We start from the raw sequence: 21,870 nt of genomic DNA, 5'->3' as shown, positions 1-21,870 counted from the left end.
AGGTGGGAGCGCTCCATTTCTGCGGTTGGTGACCAATCCGCGTGCCTACCAGCCCCGCGCCCGCCAGTCGGGGAGCGCCGGCCGCTCGGCGCCGAGCGTCGAGTCGCCGCCGTGGCCGGGGTAGAACCAGGTGTCGTCGGGGAGCCGCTGGAAGACCTTGGTCTCGACCTCGTCGATGAGCTGCACGAACGCCGCCTCGTCGCCGAAGGTGTTGCCGACGCCGCCGGGGAACAGCGAGTCGCCGGTGAACAGGTGCGGGTGACCGGCCGGGTCGTCGTACAGCAGCGCGATCGAGCCGGGGGTGTGGCCGGCGATGGCGATCACGGAGAGCGTGCACGATCCGACGGCGACGGTGTCGCCCTGGGCGACCGCCCGGTCGACGGGTACGCCGGTCTGCTCGGTGATCGCCGGTGCGTCGGGCGCGCCGGCGACGACCGTCGCACCGGTCGCGGCGACCACCTCGGCCAGCGCCCGGTGGTGGTCCCAGTGCTGGTGCGTCGTGATCACGGTGGTCAGGCCCGCGTCGCCGATCAGCGGCAGCAGGACGGACGCGGCGTCGGCGGCGTCGATCAGGACCTGGTCACCGGTGTCACGACAGGTCAGCAGGTAGCAGTTGTTCGACATCTTCTCGTCGACCGCGACCTTGGTGATCCTCAGGTGCTCGAGCTCCCGGACGTCGGGAGCGCCCCCGACCGAGACGTCGCCGGTGTAGGAACCCATGATCACCACGCTCCGATCTGCGGCAAGGTGCCGCCTTCGCTCGTCACACCGTCACCGGACCCGCGCCCGGTCAGCCACCAGGCGAGGTCGACGGCCCGGCCGGACACGACCGGTCCGCCGTTGCCGTGCGCCCACTCGCGGTCCAGGTCCGTGGCCCGGGCCGTGAACGGCTGGGCCGCGGCGTCCCTCGCGAGCATCCCGTCGAGCACGTGCACCGCGAAGGCCGGCGACCAGGAGGAGCGGTCGTAGCCGGCGGCGAGGTCGGCGTGGTGGATCTCGACTTCGCGCAGCCGCATCCACGCGACGTCGCCCACCGTGAAGGTCCGGCCGCCCGGCACCCGGTCGATGACGGCGTCCGCCTGGTCCTCCGGTACGGCGGCGATCGCGTCGGCCAGGTCGGTGCACGCGGCGAGCAGGCGGGTGCGGACCACGGACGGCTCGTGGCCGGCCAGGTCCTCGATGTCGCCGTCGCGCGCCTCCTGCGAGGCGTACATCGGCACGCGGCGGCCCTCGACGACGCCTGTGAGCGCGCCGGCCAGGCCCTCGGCGTTCAGCGCCAGGTGGGCGAGCACGTGCGCGCGGGTCCAGCCGGGCAGCCCGCTCGGCTCGGCGAACTGGTCCTCGGTCAGCGCGTCCGCCGAGCGGATCAGTCGCCGGGTGGCTTCGGACAGATCCAGGGGGTCGGCCATGGCCCCATCCTGCCGGAAAGCGGGGCGGGAACCGGATGTCGGTGCCCCGCCCTAGGGTGGGGAACACGGGCCCGTGCGGATGTGTTGTGCATTGTTCGCGCCCGTTAGGATGGCGAACACCTGTTCGAAGCGAGGGGAATCAGTCAGTGGCGGACCAGCTCATCATCCGGGGAGCCCGGGAGCACAACCTGAAGGACGTCTCGCTCGACCTGCCACGCGACTCGCTCATCGTCTTCACCGGTCTGTCCGGCTCGGGCAAGTCCTCGCTGGCGTTCGACACGATCTTCGCCGAGGGCCAGCGGCGGTACGTCGAGTCGCTCTCGGCCTACGCCCGGCAGTTCCTCGGCCAGATGGACAAGCCCGACGTCGACTTCATCGAGGGTCTGTCACCGGCGGTGTCGATCGACCAGAAGTCGACGTCGAAGAACCCGCGCTCGACGGTCGGCACCATCACCGAGGTCTATGACTACCTGCGTCTGCTGTACGCGCGGGCCGGTCGCGCCCACTGCCCGACCTGCGGCGCGCCGATCGAGCGGCAGACCCCGCAGCAGATCGTCGACCGGGTCCTCGCGATGGAGGAGGGGCTGCGGTTCCAGGTGCTCGCGCCGGTGATCCGGGGCCGGAAGGGCGAGTACGTCGAACTCTTCAAGCAGCTCCAGACGCAGGGCTTCTCGCGCGCCCGGGTGAACGGCGAGACGTACTCCCTCGACGAGCCGCCGAAGCTGGACAAGCAGAAGAAGCACACCATCGAGGTGGTCGTCGATCGGCTCGCGGTCAAGGAGTCCTCGAAGCGCCGGCTGACCGACTCGGTCGAGACCGCGCTCCAGCTCGCGGGCGGCCTCGTGCTCTTCGACTTCGTCGACCTCGACCCCAAGGACCCGGGCCGTGAGGTGAAGTTCAGCGAGAAGATGGCGTGTCCGAACGACCACCCGATCGACACCGACGAGCTCGAGCCGCGGTCGTTCTCGTTCAACTCGCCCTTCGGCGCCTGCCCCACGTGCCACGGACTCGGCACCCGCCTCGAGGTCGACCCCGAGCTGGTCGTCCCGAACCCGCAGGCGACGCTCGGCGAGGGTGCCATCCAGCCGTGGAGCCAGGCGCACGTCGCCGACTACTTCCTGCGGCTGATGGGCGCGCTCGGCGACGAGCTCGGCTTCGACCTGAACACCCCGTGGGAGGACCTGCCGGCGAAGGGCCGGCAGGCGATCCTGAACGGTCACCCGACGAAGGTGCACGTCGTCACGCGCAACCGGTACGGCCGCCAGCGCGCCTACTACGCCGAGTTCGAGGGCGTCGGCTCCTACATCGAGCGGCGCCACCACGAGGCCGAGTCCGACGTGAGCCGGGAGCGGTTCGAGGGCTTCATGCGCGAGGTGCCGTGCCCGGTCTGCGGCGGCAGCCGCCTCAAGCCGGTCTCCATGTCGGTGACGCTCGGCGCCTCCCTCCAGGACGGCGGCAAGAACATCGCCGAGGTCTGCGCGATGCCGATCAACGAGACCGCGGACTATCTCCGCAACCTCGACCTGTCGGCCCGCGAGCGGCAGATCGGCGAGCGGGTGCTCAAGGAGATCCAGGAACGGCTGAACTTCCTCCTCGACGTCGGCCTCGACTACCTCTCCCTGGACCGGCCGTCGGGCTCGCTCTCCGGTGGTGAGGCCCAGCGGATCCGGCTGGCCACCCAGATCGGAGCCGGACTGGTCGGCGTCCTCTACGTGCTCGACGAGCCGTCCATCGGTCTCCACCAGCGCGACAACCATCGGCTGATCGAGACCCTGGTCCGGCTCAAGGAGCTCGGCAACACGCTGATCGTCGTCGAGCACGACGAGGACACCATCCGGGTGGCCGACTGGGTCGTCGACATCGGTCCCGGCGCCGGCGAGCACGGCGGCCAGGTCGTGCACAGCGGCAACGTCGCCGACCTCCTGACGCACCCCGACTCGATGACCGGGCAGTACCTCTCCGGACGCCGGGAGATCCCGGTGCCGGAGGTACGCCGTCCCCGCACCAAGGGCCGCGAGCTCACCGTGCACGGCGCCCGCGAGCACAACCTCCGCGACGTCGACGTGAGCTTCCCGCTCGGGCTCTTCGTCGCGGTCACCGGCGTCTCGGGGTCGGGCAAGTCCACGCTGGTCAACGACATCCTGTACACGTCGCTGGCCAAGCAGATCTACAACGCCCGCGCGGTGCCCGGCCGGCACCAGAAGATCACCGGTCTCGAGCACGTCGACAAGGTGATCCATGTCGACCAGTCGCCCATCGGCCGCACCCCGCGGTCCAACCCGGCGACGTACACCGGCGTGTTCGACCACATCCGCAAGCTGTTCGCGTCGACGCCCGAGGCGAAGATGCGCGGCTACCTGCAGGGTCGGTTCTCGTTCAACGTCAAGGGCGGCCGCTGCGAGGCGTGCGCCGGCGACGGCACGATCAAGATCGAGATGAACTTCCTCCCGGACGTCTACGTCCCCTGCGAGGTCTGCCACGGTGCGCGCTACAACCGCGAGACGCTCGAGGTCCACTACAAGGGCAAGACCATCGCCGAGGTCCTCGACATGCCGATCGAGGAGGCCGCGGAGTTCTTCGCCGCGGTGCCCGCGATCGCGCGGCACATGAAGACCCTCGTCGAGGTCGGCCTCGGCTACGTCCGGCTCGGGCAGCCCGCGACCACCCTCTCCGGAGGCGAGGCACAGCGGGTGAAGCTCTCCTCGGAGCTGCAGAAGCGCTCGACCGGGCGCACCGTCTACGTGCTCGACGAGCCGACCACGGGCCTGCACTTCGAGGACATCCGCAAGCTGTTGCTGGTGCTCGGCCGGCTGGTCGACCAGGGCAACACGGTCCTCGTCATCGAGCACAACCTCGACGTCATCAAGACGGCCGACTGGCTGGTCGACATGGGTCCGGAGGGCGGTTCGCGCGGCGGCATGGTCGTCGCCGAGGGCACGCCCGAGGCGGTCGCGGCCAACGCCGACAGCTACACGGGCCAGTTCCTGGCGCCGCTGCTCGAGGGCCGGGCCGCGGCGCAGCCGAAGGGACGGCGCTCCCCGAGCGCGGCACCGGCGCCGGTGAAGAAGGCGGCAGCCAGGAAGACGCCGGCGAAGAAGGCAGCGACGAAGAAGGCAGTGGCGAAGAAGGTGGCGGCGAAGAAGGTGGCGGCCAGGACGAGGGCCAGCTGACTCTCAGCAGACTCTCACGACCCGCACCGGTGGTTCCCAGGACCCGCTGGGTACGGTGAAGATTCAACGACCGCCATCCTGAGGGGACCGACACTGTGGGGATCACCCGCCGCACCACACTGGCCGGAGCGGCCGCCACCGGGGTCGGGGTCCCGTTGCTGGCCGCATGCGGAAAGGGCGGCTCGAACGCCTCGGCCGGGCCGACCGCGGCGGCCGGTGAGAAGCTCGGGCCGGCGTCCGACGTCCCGGTCGGCGGCGGCACCATCTACGCCGACCAGCGGATCGTGGTGACCCAGCCGAGCCAGGGGACCTTCGAGGGCTTCTCGGCCGTCTGCACCCACCAGGGCTGCCTGGTGTCGACCGTCTCGGACGGCACGATCAACTGCACCTGTCACGGCAGCAAGTTCTCGATCCAGGACGGTTCGGTCGAGCACGGTCCGGCGACCTCACCGCTGTCGCGGGTCGAGGTCAAGGACGACGGCGGCCAGATCACCACGGCCTGAGGGGCGCCGTCGGTGCCCGCCCGTAGGGTTGGGGGGTGCCTCCCGTTCCACCGTCTCGCCCCACTCGAGGCCCGCAGTCCTACCGGCCCGAGCCCGGGTCGATCCCGACCCAGCCGGGGGTCTACCGGTTCCGGGACCCCAAGGGCCGCGTGATCTACGTCGGCAAGGCGAAGAACCTGCGCGCCCGGCTGTCGTCGTACTTCCAGGACATCGGCAACCTGCACGCCCGCACCGCGACGATGGTCACCACGGCAGCGAGCGTGGAGTGGACGGTCGTCAAGACCGAGGTCGAGGCGCTTCAGCTGGAGTACTCCTGGATCAAGGAGTTCGACCCCCGTTTCAACGTCAAGTACCGCGACGACAAGTCCTACCCGTGGCTGGCGGTCACCGTGGGCGAGGAGTTCCCGCGGGTGATGGTGGGCCGCGGCGCGAAGCGGAAGGGCACCCGCTACTTCGGCCCGTACAGCCACGCCTGGGCGATCCGCGAGACCGTCGACCTGCTGCTGCGGGTGTTCCCGATGCGCTCGTGCAGCAACGGGGTGTTCAAGCGGTCCTCCCAGATCGGCCGGCCCTGCCTGCTGGGCTACATCGACAAGTGCTCGGCGCCCTGTGTCGGCAACGTGACCGCCGAGGAGCACCGGGCGATCGTCGACGACTTCTGTGACTTCATGGCGGGTCAGACCACGGCGTTCGTGCGCCGCATCGAGAAGGAGATGTACGCCGCGAGCGACGCCCTCGACTTCGAGAAGGCCGCACGGCTGCGTGACGACCTGGGCGCGCTCCACAAGGCGCTGGAGAAGCAGGCCGTCGTGCTGGGCGACGGCACCGACGCCGACGTCATCGCGCTCGCCGAGGACCCGCTCGAGGTCGCGGTGCAGATCTTCTACGTGCGCGGCGGCCGGATCCGCGGCCAGCGCGGCTGGGTCGCCGACCGCGTCGACGAGGGCGACACCGCGAAGCTGGTCGACGACTTCCTGCTCCAGCTGTACGCCGGCGCCGGCCCCGACGAGATCCCGCGCGAGATCCTGGTGCCGGCGCTCCCGCCCGACCACGCGACGTACGAACAGCTGCTCAGCGACCTGCGCGGGTCGAAGGTCGCGATCCGGATCCCGCAGCGCGGCGACAAGAAGGCGCTCCAGGAGACGGTGGCGCAGAACGCCGGACAGGCGCTCGCCCTGCACAAGACCCGGCGAGCCAGCGACCTGACCACCCGCAACCGCGCGCTCGAGGAGATCCAGGAGGCACTCGGCCTGGACGAGGTCCCGCTGCGGATCGAGTGCTACGACGTCTCGAACCTCCAGGGCACCGAGGTCGTCGCGTCGATGGTGGTCTTCGAGGACGGTCTGCCGCGCAAGGGGGAGTACCGCCGGTTCGTGATCCGCGGCGTCGACGGGCAGAACGACGTCGCCTCGATGGACGAGGTGATCACCCGCCGGTTCAGGCGGCTCCTGGACGAGCAGGCGACCTCGACGGAGAAGATCACCGAGAACGGCCCGATGCTGGTCGATCCCGAGACCGGCCGTCCGCGGAAGTTCGCCTACGCGCCGGGCCTGGTGGTCGTCGACGGCGGCCCGCCGCAGGTGGCGGCCGCGCAGCGTGCGCTGGAGGAGCTCGGCGTCGTCGACATCCCGGTCTGCGGCCTGGCCAAGCGTCTCGAGGAGGTCTGGCTCCCGGGCCAGGAGGACCCGGTGATCCTGCCGCGATCCAGCGAGGGGCTCTACCTGCTCCAGCGGGTGCGTGACGAGGCGCACCGGTTCGCGATCACCCACCACCGGTCCCGGCGGTCGAAGTCGATGGTCGAGAGCGTCCTCGACGACGTACCCGGCCTGGGCGAGGTACGCCGCAAGACGCTGCTCAAGCACTTCGGCTCGCTGAAGAAGCTGCGCGAGGCCTCGGCCGACGACATCGCCGTGGTCCCGGGGATCGGTCCCCGCACCGCCGGTGCGATCAAGGATGCGGTCGCCCACGCCAGCGGCAAGACTGGCGTCAGCGTGAACACGGCCACCGGCGAGATCGAGGAGTCCTGATGTCGGAAGCGGACCACCCCCAGCCCCGCCACGGCGAGCTGGTCGTCGTCACCGGCATGACCGGCGCCGGTCGCAGCACGGCCGCGAAGGAGCTCGAGGACCTGGGCTACTACGTCGTCGACAACATGCCGCCGAGCCTGCTCCGCGAGGTGGTCCGGCTCGTCGACGAGAGTCGTGGCACCGAGCAGCCGATCGCGGTCGTGGTCGACGTGCGGTCGGGCTCGTTCTTCCAGTCCCTGCAGGCGAACCTCGCGCAGGGCGCCACCGGCCGGCACGCCACCCTGGTCTTCCTCGAGGCCGGTGACGACGTGCTGGTGCGCCGGCAGGAGGCCGCGCGCCGCCCACACCCCCTCCAGGGCGCGGGCCGGCTGCTCGACGGCCTGCAGCGCGAGCGCAACGTGCTCGCCGACCTGCGCAGCGACGCGGACCTCGTCATCGACACCACCAGCCTCAACGTCCACCAGCTCACCGAGCGGATCGCGGAGGCGTTCGGCAGCCCGGACGCGACGCGGCTCAAGGTCACGGTGATCAGCTTCGGCTTCAAGTACGGCATCCCCGTCGACTCGGACTTCGTGGCCGACATGCGGTTCCTGCCCAACCCGCATTGGCTCCCCGAGCTCCGGGCCGGCACCGGCAAGGACAAGGCGGTCTCCGACTACGTGCTGACCCAACCGGGTGCCGCGGAGTTCCTCGACGCCTACGTCCCCGTCCTCGAGGGCGTCGCCGGGGGCTACCTCCGCGAGGGCAAGCGGTTCATGACCGTCGCCATCGGGTGCACCGGCGGCAAGCACCGCAGCGTCGCGATGACCGAGGAGATCACCCGCCGCCTGAACGCCTCGGGCTACGAGACGCGGGCCAGCCACCGCGATCTCGGGCGCGAGTGATGGCCCACGACCGTGCGCAGGCGGTCGTCGCGTTCGGAGGCGGCCACGGCCTGTCCGCGACCCTGCACGCGCTCCGGATGCTCGTCGACGACCTGGTGGTCGACGACCTCACTGCGGTCGTGACCGTCGCCGACAACGGCGGCTCGTCGGGCCGGCTGCGCGCGGAGTTCGGGGTGCTGCCGCCGGGCGATCTGCGGATGGCGTTGGCCGCGCTGTGCGGCGACCACCAGTGGGGCGACACCTGGGCCCGGGTCCTGCAGCACCGGTTCGCGGGCCAGGGGGAGATGCGCGGTCACGTGATCGGCAACCTGCTGATCGTGGGCCTCTGGGAGCAGCTGGGCGACCCGGTCGCCGCCCTGGACTGGGTGGGCAAGCTGCTCGGTACCTCCGGGCGGGTGCTGCCGATGGCACTCACCCCGCTCGACATCACCGCCGAGGTGCGGGGGCTCGACGCGACGGAGCCGGACCGGCTGACCGTCGTGCGGGGACAGGTCCAGGTGGCCACCACGGACGGCGTGATCGCGTCGATCGCCCTGGATCCGCCCGACCCGACACCGTGCCCGGAGGCGATCGCCGCCGTGGACGCCGCGGACTGGGTGGTCCTGGGCCCGGGCTCCTGGTTCACGTCGGTGATCCCGCACCTGATGGTGCCGGCGCTGTGCGAGGCGATCGTCGGCAGCGACGCGCGGGTGGTCCTCACGCTGAACCTCGACGAGCAGGCGGGCGAGACGCCGGGCTTCGACGCCGCGGACCACCTCGCCGTCCTCGCCGAGCACGCACCCGAGCTGGCCGTCCACACCGTGCTGGCCGATGCCCGGCACGCCGGCGACGGGTTGGCCGAGCTCGAGCACGTGGTGCGCGCGACCGGCGCCCAGCTCGTCGTCGCCGACCTCGCGCGCGACGACGGGACTGCCCGGCACGACCCCGCGAAGCTGGCCGCGGCGTACTCCTCCATCATGGGCGGTCGCTGACCCCTGATCCACGGGCGGAGGGTCGTTGACGGGCGTGAAAGGATCGCACTCATGGCGATGACGGCACAGGTGAAGGCGGAGCTGGCCAACACCCAGATCACCAAGACGTGCTGCCGCAAGGCCGAGGTGGCCTCGATGCTGCGCTTCGCCGGGGGCCTGCACATCGTGAGCGGCAAGATCGTGGTGGAGGCGGAGTTCGACACCGGCGCGTCGGCACGACGGCTGCGCACCAACATCGCCGAGGTCTACGGCCACCAGTCGGACGTGGTCATGGTGCAGGGCAACGGGATCCGCAAGGGCAGCCGCTACATCGTCCGCGTGGTCAAGGACGGCGAGGCGCTCGCCCGGCAGACCGGGCTGCTCGATCAGCGCGGTCGGCCCGTGCGCGGCCTGCCGCCCGCGGTCGTCTCCGGGGGTGGCTGTGACGCCGTCGCCGCCTGGCGCGGCGCGTTCCTGGCGCACGGCTCGCTCACCGAGCCGGGCCGCTCGTCGGCGCTGGAGGTGACCTGCCCGGGTCCGGAGGCCGCGCTGGCCCTGGTCGGAGTCGCCCGGCGGCTCGGCATCCACGCGAAGGCCCGCGAGGTCCGTGGCGTCGACCGGGTCGTCATCCGCGACGGCGACGCGATCGGGCAGCTGCTCACCCGGCTCGGCGCCCACGAGTCGCTGATGGCCTGGGAGGAGCGCCGGATGCGCCGCGAGGTGCGGGCCACGGCCAACCGGCTCGCGAACTTCGACGACGCCAACCTGCGCCGATCTGCGCGGGCCGCGGTGGCCGCCGGCGCGCGGGTCGGCCGCGCCATGGAGATCCTCGGCGACGAGGTCCCGGACCACCTGAAGATGGCCGGCGAGCTGCGCCTCGAGCACAAGCAGGCCTCGCTGGAGGAGCTCGGCCAGCTGCACGACCCGGTGCTGACCAAGGACGCGATCGCGGGCCGGATCCGCCGGCTGCTGGCGATGGCGGACAAGCGCGCCGAAGATCTCGGCATCCCCGACACCGAGGCGTCGCTGACCCCGGACATGCTCGCGGACGAGGCCTGAGGTCCCCTCGGTCCGGGACCTCCGCTCGTTACCGGCACGTACGCCGGGACGGCAGTCTGGGCGCATCCCCCCAAGCGATAGGGTCGTGACGTCCCCTTGCACGCCCTGAACGACAAGCAGGAGCAACCAGTGACTGTTCGTGTAGGTATCAACGGGTTCGGCCGGATCGGCCGCAACTTCTTCCGTGCCGTCCGGGCCTCCGGCCTGGACATCGAGATCGTGGCCGTCAACGACCTGACGTCCAACACGGCCCTGGCCCCGCTGCTGAAGTTCGACTCGATCCTCGGCCGCCTGGACGCCGACGTGACCGCCACCGAGGACGAGATCCGGGTCGGCGACCAGGTCGTGAAGACGTTCGCCGAGCGCGACCCGGCCAATCTGAAGTGGGCCGACGTCGGCGTCGACGTCGTCGTGGAGTCGACCGGCTTCTTCACCGACGCGACCAAGGCGCGCGCCCACGTCGACAACGGCGGGGCGAAGAAGGTCATCATCTCCGCGCCGGCGTCCAACGACGACGTCACGGTGGTCATGGGCGTCAACCACGCGACGTACGACCCGGCCGCGCACACCGTCATCTCCAACGCCTCCTGCACCACCAACTGCCTGGCCCCGATGGCCAAGGCGCTGCACGACGGCATCGGCATCAACAAGGGCCTGATGACGACGATCCACGCCTACACCGCGGACCAGAACCTCCAGGACAACATCCACAAGGACCCGCGCCGCGCCCGCGCCGCCGCGCTCAACCTGGTCCCGACCTCGACCGGCGCCGCGAAGGCGATCGGCCTGGTGATCCCCGAGCTCAAGGGCAAGCTCGACGGCTACGCCATGCGCGTCCCGGTCCCGACCGGCTCGGCGACCGACCTGTCGTTCGAGGCCGCTCGCGAGACCTCCGTCGAGGAGATCAACGAGATCGTCAGGGCCGCGGCCGACGGCAAGTACCTCCGGTACTCCACCGACCCGCTGGTCTCGACCGACATCGTGACCGACCCGGCGTCCTGCATCTTCGACGCGCCGCTGACCAAGGTGATCGGCAACCAGGTCAAGGTGCTCGGCTGGTACGACAACGAGTGGGGCTACTCCAACCGGCTCGCGGACCTGATCGCGTACGTCGGCGAGACCCTCTGACCGTGGGTCGGTACTCCTCCCTGGGGGACGTGGCGGGCAAGCGCGTCCTCGTCCGCTCGGACCTGAACGTGCCGCTCGACGGCACCCGCATCACCGACGACGGTCGGGTGCGCGCGAGCGTCCCGACCATCCGGGAGCTCGCGGACGCGGGTGCCCGGGTCGTGGTCGTCGCCCACCTCGGCCGCCCGAAGGGTGCGCCGGACGAGCGCTACTCGCTGCGCCCGGTCGCCGAGCGTCTGGGAGAGCTGCTCGGGTCCGAGGTCGCGTTCGCGACCGACACCGTGGGCGACAGCGCCCGCGAGACCGTCGCCGGCCTGTCCGACGGCCAGGTCGCGGTGCTCGAGAACGTGCGGTTCAACGCCGGGGAGACGAGCAAGGACGAGCGGGAGCGCGGCGCCTTCGCCGACCAGCTCGCGGAGCTCGCCGACGCGTTCGTGTCCGACGGCTTCGGCGTCGTGCACCGCAAGCAGGCCTCCGTGTACGACGTCGCGCAGCGGCTGCCGCACGCGATGGGACAGCTGGTCGCCACCGAGATCGGCGTCCTGCGCCGGCTCACCGAGGAGCCGGAGCGTCCGTACGTCGTCGTGCTCGGCGGCTCGAAGGTCTCCGACAAGCTCGGGGTGATCGACAACCTGCTCGGCAAGGCCGACCGGCTGCTGATCGGGGGCGGCATGGTCTTCACGTTCCTCAAGGCCCAGGGCCACGAGGTCGGCAAGAGCCTCCTCGAGGAGGACCAGCTCGACACCTGCCGGTCCTACCTGGAGCGGGCGGCCGAGTGCGGCGTGGAGATCCTGCTGCCGACCGACATCGTCGTGGACACCGAGTTCCCGTCCGGTGACCGGGAGCCGCATCCGCGCGTCGTCGCCGCGGACGCCATCCCGCCGGACGCGCTCGGCCTCGACATCGGACCCGCGTCCGGAGCGGCGTTCGCCGCCGCGCTCGCAGACGCCCGCACCGTGTTCTGGAACGGCCCCATGGGCGTCTTCGAGGTGGGTGTGTTCGCCGAGGGGACCCGAGCGGTCGCCCAGGCGCTCACGAAGACAGACGGCCTCTCCGTGGTCGGCGGCGGCGACTCCGCGGCCGCCGTACGCACCCTCGGCTTCGATGAGGCGGCCTTCGGCCACATCTCGACCGGTGGCGGTGCGAGCCTGGAGTACCTCGAGGGCAAGGAGCTGCCCGGCATCAAGGTCTTGGAGGACTGATGGCGTCTGCATCCCGCACCCCGCTGATGGCGGGGAACTGGAAGATGAACCTGAACCACCAGGAAGCCGTGGTCCTCGTCCAGAAGCTCGCCTGGACACTCGCGGACAAGAAGCACGACTACGCGCGGTGCGAGGTCGTCGTGGTGCCGCCCTACACCGACCTGCGGTCCGTGCAGACGCTGGTCGACGGCGACCGGCTGCTGGTGCGGTACGCCGCCCAGGACGTCTCGCAGCACGAGGGCGGGGCGTACACCGGGGAGATCTCCGCCGGCATGCTGGCCAAGCTCGGCTGCTCGTACGTCGTGGTGGGGCACAGCGAGCGCCGCGAGTACCACGGCGAGTCCGACCAGCTGGTCAGTGCCAAGGCGCAGCGGGCGCTCGCCGCGGGCATGACGCCGATCGTGTGCGTAGGCGAGGGGCTGCAGATCCGGCAGGCGGGTGAGCACGTCGGGCACTGCCTCAACCAGGTCGACGGGTCGCTGGCGGCCTTCACGGCCGAGCAGATCGCGGGGCTGGTCGTCGCGTACGAGCCGGTCTGGGCGATCGGCACCGGCGAGGTGGCGACCCCGGAGGACGCGCAGGAGGTCTGCGCGGCGCTCCGGGACCGGATCCGCGAGGCGCACGGCGACGCCGCCGCGGACGGCGTACGCATCCTGTACGGCGGCTCGGTCAAGGCGAACAACGTCGGCGGCATCATGGCGCAGGCCGACGTGGACGGCTGTCTGGTGGGCGGATCGAGCCTCCAGGCGGACGAGTTCGGGGCGATCTGCCGCTTCTACGACATGCCGATCATCTGATCGCCGACCCTCTGACGTAGGATTCTCGACTGTGCAACTGCTCTTCACCATCGTGCTGATGATCGCCAGCGCCGTCATGATCCTGCTCGTGCTCCTGCACAAGGGTCGTGGGGGCGGCCTCTCGGACATGTTCGGCGGTGGCGTCTCGAGCTCACTCGGCGGATCTTCCGTCGCGGAGCGCAACCTCGACCGCCTCACCGTCGGGGTCGGCGTCATCTGGTTTGCCTGCGTCATCGCCCTCGGGCTCCTGCTGGCGTACTGACTTTTTCTGAGAAGGGAACCGTTCCGTGGCTGGTGGAGGAAACGCTATTCGCGGGAGCCGGGTGGGGGCCGGCCCGATGGGCGAGGCAGAGCGCGGCGAGGCCGCCCCGCGGCAGCCCGTGACGTACTTCTGTGCGAACGAGCACCGCTCGGTGGTGACGTTCTCGATCGAGGCCCAGGTGCCGGACACGTGGGACTGCCCCAAGTGCGGCCTGCCGGCGAGCCTCGACTCCGAGAACCCGCCTCCCGCGCCGAAGATCGAGCCCTACAAGACGCACCTCGCCTACGTGAAGGAGCGGCGCTCCGACAAGGAGGCGGCCGACATCCTCGACGAGGCGCTCGCGCTCCTGCGCTCCCGCCGCAAGTCCGGCGACATCATCTTCTAGCCCGACGTCAGAGCTGGGACGCGGCGGCCCGGTCGAGGAACCAGATCGTCTCCTCGAGGCCGGTGACGCCGGCGGCGGGCGTGTCGTGGGGGTCGGCGCCGCCGAGGGCGGCGGCCACGGCGGCGGCCTTGCCCTCGCCGCTGACCAGGAACCACGCCGACCGCGCCCGGTTCAGCGGCGCGAAGGTGAGGCTGATCCGCTCCGGGGGCGGCTTCGGGGAGCCGGTCACGCCGACCGCGATGTCGGTCGAGTCGAGCTGCGGGAAGCCGGGGAACAACGACGCGACGTGGCCGTCCGGACCGATCCCGAGCATGACGACCTCGAAGGCACCGGAGCCGTGCTCCCGGAGCTCCGCGGCGTACGACGCGGCGCCGGCGTCGACGTCGGCGGCATCGGCCGTCGACGGCATCTCGTGCACCTTCGCCGGGTCGGCCCCGACCGCGTCGAGGAACGCCTCGCGGGCCTGGCGCGCGTTGCGGTCGGGGGAGTCGGGGGCCACGAAGCGCTCGTCGCCCCACCAGACCACGACCTGCGACCAGTCCACCTCGGACGCCGGCGACAGCCGGGCGATCTCGCGGTGGATCTCCTCGGCGATGGTGCCACCGGTCAGCGCGATCTGCGGCACGCCGCCCGCGGCCTGGGCGTCGCCGACCCGGCTCAGCAGCTCGCCGGCGACGGCGGTCGCGAGCGTGGTCGCGTCGGGGTGGACCTCGATCCGGGGGGTCGCCGTCACTTCTTCGCCTCCAGCTTCAGCAGGGCGCGGGCGGTCTCGGCGTACACGTCGTCCTCGTCGAGCCGGCGGAGCTCCTCGGCGAGCAGCTCGGGCAGGTCACGGCGCTTCAGGGCGACCGGTCGGTCGGGGCGGTCCGGGGAGGAGAACGTCGCCAGCTTGCCGTCTGTCCGGCTGATCCGGATCGGGCCCTCGTTGGTCTCGAGCACCACCTCGGTGATCCCGGGGCCGGCGGAGTTCTTGCGGTCGACGGTGATCTTCAGCCGGTCGGCGAGCCACGCGGTCAGCAGGTCGGCGCTGGGGCTGATCCGCTCCGCGGTGACCGACCCGTGCGTGACCTTGAGCGGCTGCTGGTCCAGCGCCGCCGCCAGCAGCGCGCGCCAGGAGGTGATCCGCGTCCACGCGAGGTCGGTGTTGCCCACGGTGTACGCCGAGCACTGCTGCAGCATCGCCCTGGTCTTGCCGCGGGAGGCGGCCGCCGCGTCGGTGATCCGCCGCTGCGCGAGCCTGCCCAGGGCGTCGTTCGCCGGGTCGTCCGGCGGGTGGTTGGGCCACCAGACCGCGACCGGCGAGTCGGGAAGCAGCAGCGGGAGCACCACGGACTCCGAGTGCTTCACGACCTCGCCCTTGAGCCGGATCAGGGCCGTCTCGCCGGTCCACCCGGAGCCGGTCCCGACCTGCGCGATGATCTCGGAGGCGCCCCGGGCATCGCCGAGGATCACCCCCAGGACGCGCGCCGGGTGCTCGTGCGACGCGGCCCGCGCCGCCAGCATCGCTCCCTCGGCGTCGTCCTCGTCGACGACGATCACCAGCGTCATCACCATCCCCATCGCCGGGCTGCCGGCGCGCACCCGCGCGCGCTGCAGCTCCGCCGCGATCTGGGACGAGTTCGTGTTGATCAGCTCGATCATGTCGGGGTCCCCTCGGAGATGTGGCGTGAACTCATCAGGGTCGCCTCCAGGTCCGTCCGTCGCGGGCGAGCATCGTCTCCGCCGACGCCGGGCCCCAGGTGCCCGACTCGTACGGCTCGGGCTTGCCCTTGCCGCTCTCGTCCTGCTTCGCCCAGTGCTCGAGGATCGGGTCCAGGATCTTCCAGGACAGCTCGACCTCCTCGTGCCGGGGGAACAGCGGCGGGTCGCCGAGGAGGACGTCGAGGATCAGTCGCTCGTACGCCTCCGGGGAGGACTCGGTGAACGCGCCGCCGTACACGAAGTCCATGTTGACGTCGCGGATCTCCATCGCGGTGCCCGGCACCTTCGAGCCGAACCGGAGGGTGACGCCCTCGTCGGGCTGGATGCGGATCACCAGGGCGTTCTGGCCGAGCTCCTCGATGGCGGCGTCGGCGAACGGCAGGTGCGGCGCCCGCTTGAACACGACCGCCACCTCGGTGACCCGACGGCCGAGCCGCTTCCCGGTCCGGAGGTAGAACGGGACGCCGCCCCAGCGACGGGTCTCCACGTTGAGCTTCACGGCCGCGAACGTCTCGGTCGTGGAGGTGCGCTTGATGCCCTCCTCCTCCAGGAACCCGATCACCTTCTCGCCGCCGGCCCAGCCATCGGCGTACTGCCCCCGCGCCGTGGTCAGGTCGAGCCGGCGGGGGAGGGTGATGCTGGAGAGCACCTTCTGCTTCTCGATCCGCAGGCTGTCGGCGTCGAACGACGTCGGCTCCTCCATCGCGACCAGCGAGAGCAGCTGCAGGAGATGGTTCTGGATCACGTCCCGGGCGGCGCCGATGCCGTCGTAGTAGCCGGCGCGGCCGCCGATGCCGATGTCCTCGGCCATGGTGATCTGCACGTGGTCGACGTAGTTCGCGTTCCAGATCGGCTCGAACATCTCGTTCGCGAAGCGCATCGCGAGGATGTTCTGCACCGTCTCCTTCCCGAGGTAGTGGTCGATCCGGAAGATCGAGCCGGACGGGAAGACGTCGCCCAGCACCGCCTGGAGCTCGCGGGCGGACCGGAGGTCGTGGCCGAACGGCTTCTCGATCACCACCCGGCGCCAGGAGTCGCCGCGTCCCACGGCCAGGTCGTGCTCCTTGAGCTGGCCGACCACGTTGCCGAAGAACCCGGGCGGGATGGCGAGGTAGAACGCGTGGTTGCCGCGGGTGCCTCGCAGCTCGTCGAGCTCGTCGATGGTGCGGCGCAGGTGCTCGAAGGCGTGATCGTCGTCGAAGTCGCCCGACACGAAGCGGAAGCCCTCCGCGAGCTGCTTCCAGACCTCCTCGCGGAACTCGGTGCGCGCGTGCGCCTTCACCGAGTCGTGGACGATCTGGGCGAAGTCCTGATCGGCCCAGTCGCGCCGTGCGAACCCGACCAGGCTGAAGCCCGGCGGCAGCAGGCCACGGTTCGCCAGGTCGTAGATCGCGGGCATGATCTTCTTGCGGGACAGGTCGCCCGTGACCCCGAACAGGACCATGCCGCACGGTCCCGCGATGCGGGGGAGGCGTCGGTCGCGCGGATCGCGGAGCGGGTTCGTGTGGGTCACTGCCGGTGCCTCCAGTAGTAGCCGAGCAACTGCTGCGTGGACGCGTCCTGTTCGCCGGCGGCGGCGGTGTCGCCGGCGACCGCGGCGGCGACCTGCTGGGCGAGCTGCTTCCCGAGCTCGACGCCCCACTGGTCGAAGGAGTCGATGCCCCACACCGCGCCCTGGGTGAACGTGATGTGCTCGTACAGCGCCACCAGCTGGCCCAGCACCGACGGCGTCAGTGCCGGCGCCATGATCGAGGCGGTCGGCCGGTTGCCCGGGAACACCCGCGCCGGTACGACGGCCTCGGCCGTCCCCTCCGCGCGCACCTCCTCCGCGGTCTTCCCGAACGCCAGCGCGCGGGTCTGCGCCAGGAAGTTCGCCAGGAACAGCTGGTGCACGTCGGTGCTGTGCCCGTCGACGGTGTCCTGGAGCGGGTAGGCCGGGTTCACGAAAGCGATGAAGTCGGCCGGGACCAGCCGGGTGCCCTGGTGGATGAGCTGGTAGAACGCGTGCTGACCGTTGGTGCCGGGCTCGCCCCAGAACACCTCGCCGGTGTCGGTGGACACCGGCGAGCCGTCCCAGCGCACGCCCTTGCCGTTGGACTCCATCGTGAGCTGCTGGAGGTACGCCGGGAAGCGGTGCAGCAGCTGGGCGTAGGGGAGCACCGCGTGCGTCCCGGCGCCCAGGAAGTTGGTGTACCAGACGTTCAGCAGGCCCATCAGCGCCGGCACGTTGTGCGCGAGGTCGGTACGGCGGAAGTGCTCGTCCATCGCGTGGAACCCGCCCAACATCTCCGCGAACCGCTCCGGCCCGATCGCGACGACCAGCGACAACCCGATCGCGGAGTCCATCGAGTAGCGGCCCCCGACCCAGTCCCAGAAGCCGAACGCGTTGTCGGTGTCGATGCCGAACTCCGCGACCTTGTCCAGCGCGGTCGACACCGCGACGAAGTGCCGCGCGACGGCCTCGGTCTTGTCCTGGTCCGACAGCCCGTCGAGCAGCCAGGCCCTGCACAGGCGCGCATTGGTGAGCGTCTCGAGCGTCCCGAACGTCTTGCTCGACACGATGAACAGCGTGCTCGCCGGGTCCAGCCCGGCCAGCGTCGTCGCCGCGTCGGTCGGGTCGATGTTGCTGATGAACCTGCACTCGAGGCCGTCCTGGCGGTACGGCGCCAGCGCCTCGTACGCCATCACCGGACCCAGGTCGGAGCCACCGATCCCGATGTTGACGACGGTCCGGATCCGCTCGCCCGTGACGCCCGTCCAGGCGCCGCTGCGGACCCGGTCCGCGAAGTCGTAGACGCGGTCCAGCACCTCGTGGACCTCGGCGACCACGTCCTCGCCGTCGACGCTCGGTCGTTCGTCGGGCCCGGCGTCGGCGGGGAGCCGCAGAGCGGTGTGCAGCACGGCACGGTCCTCGGTGACGTTGATCCGGTCGCCACGGAACATCGCGTCGCGGCGGTCCGCCAGCCCGACCTCGTCGGCGAGCTCGAGCAGGGCGCCCAGCACCCGGTCGTCGACCAGGGACTTGGACAGGTCGACGTACAGGTCGGCCGCCGTGAACGTCAGCCGCTCGACCCGCCCGGGGTCGGCCTCGAACCAGCCCCGCAGGTCGGGCTCGAACTCGGCCGCGAGCGCGCCGAGCCGCGCCCACGCCCCCGTCGACGACGGGTCGACGGGCCCCGTCACGCCTTGGCCTTCTCCATCTGGCCGGACACGGTCTCGAGCAGGTCGTCCCAGGACTTCTTGAACTTGTCCACGCCCTCGGTCTCGAGGACCACGAGGACGTCCTCCCAGTCGATGCCGACCTCGACGAGCCGGTCCAGGACGGCGCGGCCCTCGCCGGCCTTCCCGGTGACGAGGTCACCGAGGACCTCCCCGTGGTCGGCGAACGCGTCGAGGGTCTTCTCCGGCATCGTGTTGACCGTCTCGGCGACCACGAGGTCGCGGACGTACATCGTGTCGTCGTAGTCCGGGTTCTTCACGCCGGTCGACGCCCAGAGGGGTCGCTGGCGGTTGGCTCCGGCCGCCTCGAGCTCACGCCAGCGGTCCGAGCCGAAGATCTCCTCGAAGGCGCCGTAGGCGACCAGCGCATTGGCGACGGCGGCCTTGCCCCGCAGGGCCAGAGCGATGTCGGAGCCGATCTCCTCCAGCCGCCGGTCGACCTCGGTGTCCACGCGGGACACGAAGAACGACGCGACGGACTGGATCCCGGACAGGTCGATCCCGGCCTCGCGGGCCTGCTCGAGGCCCGTGAGGTAGGCGTCCATGACCTCGCGGTACCGCTGCTCGCCGAAGATCAGGGTGATGTTGACGCTGATGCCCTCGGCGGTCGCGGCCGTGATCGCGGGCAGTCCCTCCTGCGTCGCGGGGATCTTGACCAGCGCGTTCGGCCGGTCGACCGCGGCCCACAGCGCCCGCGCGGACTCGATCGTGCCCTCGGTGTCGTTGGCGAGCAGGGGCTCCACCTCGATCGACACGCGCCCGTCGTACGGCGCCGCGTCGTACACGGGGCGCATGATGTCGCACGCGTTGCGGACGTCCTCGGTGGTGAGCTCGAAGACGACCCGGTCGACGCCCTCGCCCTTGTCGACGAGCTGCGCGACCTGCTCGTCGTAGCGCTCACCGTTGGCGATGGCGCCGGCGAAGATCGTCGGGTTGGTCGTCACGCCGACGACCTGCTTCTCCTGGACGAGCTCGGCGAGGTTGCCGGTCTCGATCCGCTCGCGCGAGAGGTCGTCGAGCCAGATCGACACCCCCGCCTCGGACAGCTGCTTCAGTCGATCGCTCATGGGTTCCTCCCAGGTCGGGTGTGGGTGCTGTGGGGGCGGTCAGTCGCTCAGCGAGCGCAGGCTGTCCCGCGCCGCGTTGGCGACCGCCTCGCCGGTCATGCCGTACTCCTCGTAGATCCGCTTGAAGTCGGCCGACGCGCCGTAGGTGTCGATGGACACGATCCGGCCGTGGTCGCCCACGACCTCCCGCCAGCCCTGCGCGACCCCGGCCTCGACCGAGACGCGCGCCTTGACGGTGGGCGGGAGAACGGTCGCGCGGTACGCCTCGTCCTGCCGGTCGAACCACTCGCGGCACGGCATCGAGACCACGCGGGCCCGGATGCCGTCGGCCGCGAGGAGCTCCCGCGCGGCCACGGCGATCTGGACCTCGGACCCGGTGCCGACGAGGACGACGTCGGGGGCCCCGCCCTCGGCGTCGATCAGGACGTAGCCGCCGCGGTGCACGTTGCTGGTGTCGCTGAACCCCTCCTCGCCGCGCGGGAAGACCGGGACGTTCTGCCGGGTCAGCGCGATGCCGGCGGGACGGTCGGTGTTCTGGAGGACGGCCTTCCACGCGGCGGCCGTCTCGTTGGCGTCGGCAGGCCGGACCACGTCGAGGCCGGGGATCGCGCGCAGCGCGGCCAGGTGCTCGATCGGCTGGTGGGTCGGGCCGTCCTCGCCGAGGCCGATCGAGTCGTGGGTCCAGACGTAGGTGACCGGCAGGCCCATCAGCGCGGCGAGCCGCACGGAGCCGCGCATGTAGTCGGAGAACGTCAGGAACGTGCCACCGAAGACGCGGGTGCCGCCGTGCAGCGTGATGCCGCTCAGGATCGAGCCCATGCCGTGCTCGCGGATGCCGAAGTGGAGCACCCGGCCGGCGTACGGGTCGCCGGACCACTGGTCGGTGGAGCGGTCCTTCGGGACGAACGACGCAGCGTCCTCGATCGTGGTGTTGTTCGACTCGGCCAGGTCGGCGGAGCCGCCCCACAGCTCGGGCATCACGCCGGCGACCGCGTTGATGACCGCGCCGGACGCCTTCCGGGTGGCCATGCCCTTCGGGTCCGCGTCGAACGTGGGCAGCACCTCGTCGAGCTCCGGGGGCAGGGCGCGGGTCTGCATGCGCTCCCAGGTGGCGAGGGTCGCGTCGTCCGCGGCGGCCTTCCACCCCTCGAACTGCACCTCCCACTCCGCCTGCCACTGCTTGCCGCGCTCGATCAGCGACCGGGTGTGCGCGAGGACGTCGTCCGGCACCGCGAAGTGCTGGTCCGGGTCCAGGCCCATGATCTCCTTGGTGGCCCGCACCTCGTCCTCGCCGAGCGCGGAGCCGTGGGACTTGCCGGTGCCCTGGGCGTCGGGTGCCGGCCAGGCGATCACCGTGCGCAGCACGATCATGCTGGGCTGGTCGGTGACCTCCTCGGCCGCACGGATCGCGGCGTACAGCGCCGGCACGTCCTCGACGTACTCGGTGCCGTCGTTGGTCCAGTCGACGGTCTGGACGTGCCACCCGTAGGCCTCGAAGCGCTTGCCGACGTCCTCGGTGAAGGCCACGTTGGTGTCGCCCTCGATCGAGATCCGGTTGGCGTCGTAGACGACGGTGAGGTTGCCGAGCTGCTGCACGCCCGCGATCGACGAGGCCTCGGCGCTCACGCCCTCCTCGAGGTCGCCGTCGGAGCAGATGCAGTAGATGTGGTGGTCGAACACCGAGCCGGCGTCGGCGCTCCCAGGGTCCAGCAGGCCGCGCTCGCGGCGGGCCGCCATCGCCATGCCGACCGCGTTGCCGACGCCCTGGCCCAACGGCCCGGTGGTCGTCTCGACGCCGGCCGTGTGGCCGTGCTCGGGGTGCCCGGGCGTCTTCGAGCCCCAGGTCCGCAGGGACTTGAGGTCGTCGAGCTCGAGGCCCCAGCCGCCGAGGAACAGCTGGTTGTACAGCGTGATCGAGGAGTGGCCGGCGGACAGCACGAAGCGGTCGCGGCCGGGCCAGCTCGGGTCGGCGGGGTTGTGCCGCATCACCTTCTGGAAGAGCAGGTACGCGGCCGGAGCGAGGCTCATCGCGGTGCCGGGGTGCCCGTTGCCGACCTTCTGCACCGCGTCCATGGACAGGGCCCGGACCGTGTCCACCGCCTTGTCG

19 protein-coding genes are annotated in these 21,870 nt (G+C 71.1%); 11 read left to right on the top strand and 8 right to left on the bottom strand.

Going from position 1 to position 21,870, the window contains the following annotated elements; translation table 11 throughout:
- Window positions 1–45 precede the first annotated feature (45 nt).
- Together N538_RS0117680 and N538_RS0117675 are read right to left on the bottom strand one after the other, a co-directional pair.
- Complete coding sequence (locus N538_RS0117680; RefSeq protein WP_028638404.1) at window positions 46–720, bottom strand: MBL fold metallo-hydrolase; 675 nt, start codon at window positions 718–720, stop codon at window positions 46–48.
- A 2-nt stretch (window positions 721–722) separates the two neighbouring features.
- Complete coding sequence (locus N538_RS0117675) at window positions 723–1,409, bottom strand: maleylpyruvate isomerase family mycothiol-dependent enzyme (protein WP_028638403.1); 687 nt, start codon at window positions 1,407–1,409, stop codon at window positions 723–725.
- Between the two features lie 146 nt (window positions 1,410–1,555).
- Between N538_RS0117675 and uvrA the strand changes: the two genes are divergently transcribed.
- The 11 genes from uvrA to N538_RS0117620 all read left to right on the top strand — a co-directional run bounded on the left by uvrA (window position 1,556) and on the right by N538_RS0117620 (window position 13,776).
- Complete coding sequence (gene uvrA / locus N538_RS0117670) at window positions 1,556–4,579, top strand: excinuclease ABC subunit UvrA (protein WP_028638402.1); 3,024 nt, start codon at window positions 1,556–1,558, stop codon at window positions 4,577–4,579.
- Between the two features lie 95 nt (window positions 4,580–4,674).
- Window positions 4,675–5,082, top strand: a complete 408-nt coding sequence (locus N538_RS0117665) for a Rieske (2Fe-2S) protein (RefSeq protein WP_028638401.1) — start codon at window positions 4,675–4,677, stop codon at window positions 5,080–5,082.
- A 35-nt stretch (window positions 5,083–5,117) separates the two neighbouring features.
- Window positions 5,118–7,109 (top strand): excinuclease ABC subunit UvrC, encoded by a 1,992-nt coding sequence (uvrC, locus tag N538_RS0117660; protein WP_028638400.1) that lies wholly within the window; start codon window positions 5,118–5,120, stop codon window positions 7,107–7,109.
- On the top strand, window positions 7,109–7,993 hold the full coding sequence (gene rapZ, locus N538_RS0117655; RefSeq protein WP_028638399.1) for an RNase adapter RapZ: 885 nt from the start codon (window positions 7,109–7,111) through the stop codon (window positions 7,991–7,993). The genes uvrC and rapZ overlap by 1 nt, the downstream gene beginning before the upstream one ends.
- On the top strand, window positions 7,993–8,964 hold the full coding sequence (locus tag N538_RS0117650) for a gluconeogenesis factor YvcK family protein (RefSeq protein WP_028638398.1): 972 nt from the start codon (window positions 7,993–7,995) through the stop codon (window positions 8,962–8,964). Before rapZ ends, N538_RS0117650 begins: the two co-directional genes overlap by 1 nt.
- Before the next feature lie 51 nt (window positions 8,965–9,015).
- Window positions 9,016–10,002 carry a DNA-binding protein WhiA gene (gene whiA, locus N538_RS0117645; protein WP_028638397.1) on the top strand — a complete coding sequence of 329 codons (987 nt, stop codon included), beginning with the start codon at window positions 9,016–9,018 and terminating at the stop codon, window positions 10,000–10,002.
- A gap of 129 nt (window positions 10,003–10,131) precedes the next feature.
- Window positions 10,132–11,130 carry a type I glyceraldehyde-3-phosphate dehydrogenase gene (gene gap, locus N538_RS0117640; RefSeq protein ID WP_028638396.1) on the top strand — a complete coding sequence of 333 codons (999 nt, stop codon included), beginning with the start codon at window positions 10,132–10,134 and terminating at the stop codon, window positions 11,128–11,130.
- 2 nt (window positions 11,131–11,132) lie between these two features.
- The gene (locus N538_RS0117635; protein WP_028638395.1) at window positions 11,133–12,332 is read left to right on the top strand and encodes a phosphoglycerate kinase; all 1,200 of its coding nucleotides are present in this window, start codon (window positions 11,133–11,135) and stop codon (window positions 12,330–12,332) included.
- On the top strand, window positions 12,332–13,129 hold the full coding sequence (gene tpiA / locus N538_RS0117630; protein ID WP_036570862.1) for a triose-phosphate isomerase: 798 nt from the start codon (window positions 12,332–12,334) through the stop codon (window positions 13,127–13,129). The genes N538_RS0117635 and tpiA overlap by 1 nt, the downstream gene beginning before the upstream one ends.
- 31 nt (window positions 13,130–13,160) lie before the next feature.
- Window positions 13,161–13,391 carry a preprotein translocase subunit SecG gene (gene secG / locus N538_RS0117625; protein WP_028638393.1) on the top strand — a complete coding sequence of 77 codons (231 nt, stop codon included), beginning with the start codon at window positions 13,161–13,163 and terminating at the stop codon, window positions 13,389–13,391.
- A 25-nt stretch (window positions 13,392–13,416) separates the two neighbouring features.
- The gene (locus N538_RS0117620) at window positions 13,417–13,776 is read left to right on the top strand and encodes an RNA polymerase-binding protein RbpA (RefSeq protein ID WP_028638392.1); all 360 of its coding nucleotides are present in this window, start codon (window positions 13,417–13,419) and stop codon (window positions 13,774–13,776) included.
- Between the two features lie 7 nt (window positions 13,777–13,783).
- On the opposite strand, the gene pgl is transcribed toward N538_RS0117620, so the two are convergent.
- The 6 genes from pgl to tkt are packed head-to-tail and all read right to left on the bottom strand — an operon-like array spanning window position 13,784 to window position 21,836.
- Window positions 13,784–14,509 carry a 6-phosphogluconolactonase gene (gene pgl, locus N538_RS0117615; RefSeq protein WP_028638391.1) on the bottom strand — a complete coding sequence of 242 codons (726 nt, stop codon included), beginning with the start codon at window positions 14,507–14,509 and terminating at the stop codon, window positions 13,784–13,786.
- Window positions 14,506–15,417 (bottom strand): glucose-6-phosphate dehydrogenase assembly protein OpcA, encoded by a 912-nt coding sequence (locus N538_RS26040; RefSeq protein WP_036570860.1) that lies wholly within the window; start codon window positions 15,415–15,417, stop codon window positions 14,506–14,508. Before N538_RS26040 ends, pgl begins: the two co-directional genes overlap by 4 nt.
- Window positions 15,418–15,451: 34 nt before the next feature.
- On the bottom strand, window positions 15,452–16,990 hold the full coding sequence (gene zwf, locus N538_RS0117605) for a glucose-6-phosphate dehydrogenase (RefSeq protein ID WP_197025373.1): 1,539 nt from the start codon (window positions 16,988–16,990) through the stop codon (window positions 15,452–15,454).
- Entirely contained in the window at window positions 16,987–18,660 is a 1,674-nt protein-coding gene (pgi, locus tag N538_RS0117600) for a glucose-6-phosphate isomerase (protein ID WP_028638389.1), read from the bottom strand. Before pgi ends, zwf begins: the two co-directional genes overlap by 4 nt.
- The gene (gene tal, locus N538_RS0117595) at window positions 18,657–19,763 is read right to left on the bottom strand and encodes a transaldolase (protein WP_028638388.1); all 1,107 of its coding nucleotides are present in this window, start codon (window positions 19,761–19,763) and stop codon (window positions 18,657–18,659) included. The genes pgi and tal overlap by 4 nt, the downstream gene beginning before the upstream one ends.
- Before the next feature lie 39 nt (window positions 19,764–19,802).
- Window positions 19,803–21,836 (bottom strand): transketolase, encoded by a 2,034-nt coding sequence (gene tkt / locus N538_RS0117590; RefSeq protein WP_231496266.1) that lies wholly within the window; start codon window positions 21,834–21,836, stop codon window positions 19,803–19,805.
- Between the last annotated feature and the right edge of the window lie 34 nt (window positions 21,837–21,870).

Origin of the sequence: Nocardioides sp. URHA0032 (assembly GCF_000620645.1) — a bacterium.
Classification (GTDB): Bacteria; Actinomycetota; Actinomycetes; order Propionibacteriales; family Nocardioidaceae; genus Nocardioides.
Note: the sequence above shows the minus strand (reverse complement) of the source record. Positions and strands in the feature narration are given on the sequence as shown.

Coding starts and splice junctions, on each gene's coding strand:
- tal (WP_028638388.1), bottom strand. CDS start 19,763: ATGAGCGATCGACTGAAGCAGCTGTCCGAGGCGGGGGTGTCGATCTGG.
- N538_RS0117650 (WP_028638398.1), top strand. CDS start 7,993: ATGGCCCACGACCGTGCGCAGGCGGTCGTCGCGTTCGGAGGCGGCCAC.
- tpiA (WP_036570862.1), top strand. CDS start 12,332: ATGGCGTCTGCATCCCGCACCCCGCTGATGGCGGGGAACTGGAAGATG.
- tkt (WP_231496266.1), bottom strand. CDS start 21,836: ATGGACGCGGTGCAGAAGGTCGGCAACGGGCACCCCGGCACCGCGATG.
- whiA (WP_028638397.1), top strand. CDS start 9,016: ATGGCGATGACGGCACAGGTGAAGGCGGAGCTGGCCAACACCCAGATC.
- N538_RS0117680 (WP_028638404.1), bottom strand. CDS start 720: ATGGGTTCCTACACCGGCGACGTCTCGGTCGGGGGCGCTCCCGACGTC.
- N538_RS26040 (WP_036570860.1), bottom strand. CDS start 15,417: ATGATCGAGCTGATCAACACGAACTCGTCCCAGATCGCGGCGGAGCTG.
- N538_RS0117675 (WP_028638403.1), bottom strand. CDS start 1,409: ATGGCCGACCCCCTGGATCTGTCCGAAGCCACCCGGCGACTGATCCGC.
- rapZ (WP_028638399.1), top strand. CDS start 7,109: ATGTCGGAAGCGGACCACCCCCAGCCCCGCCACGGCGAGCTGGTCGTC.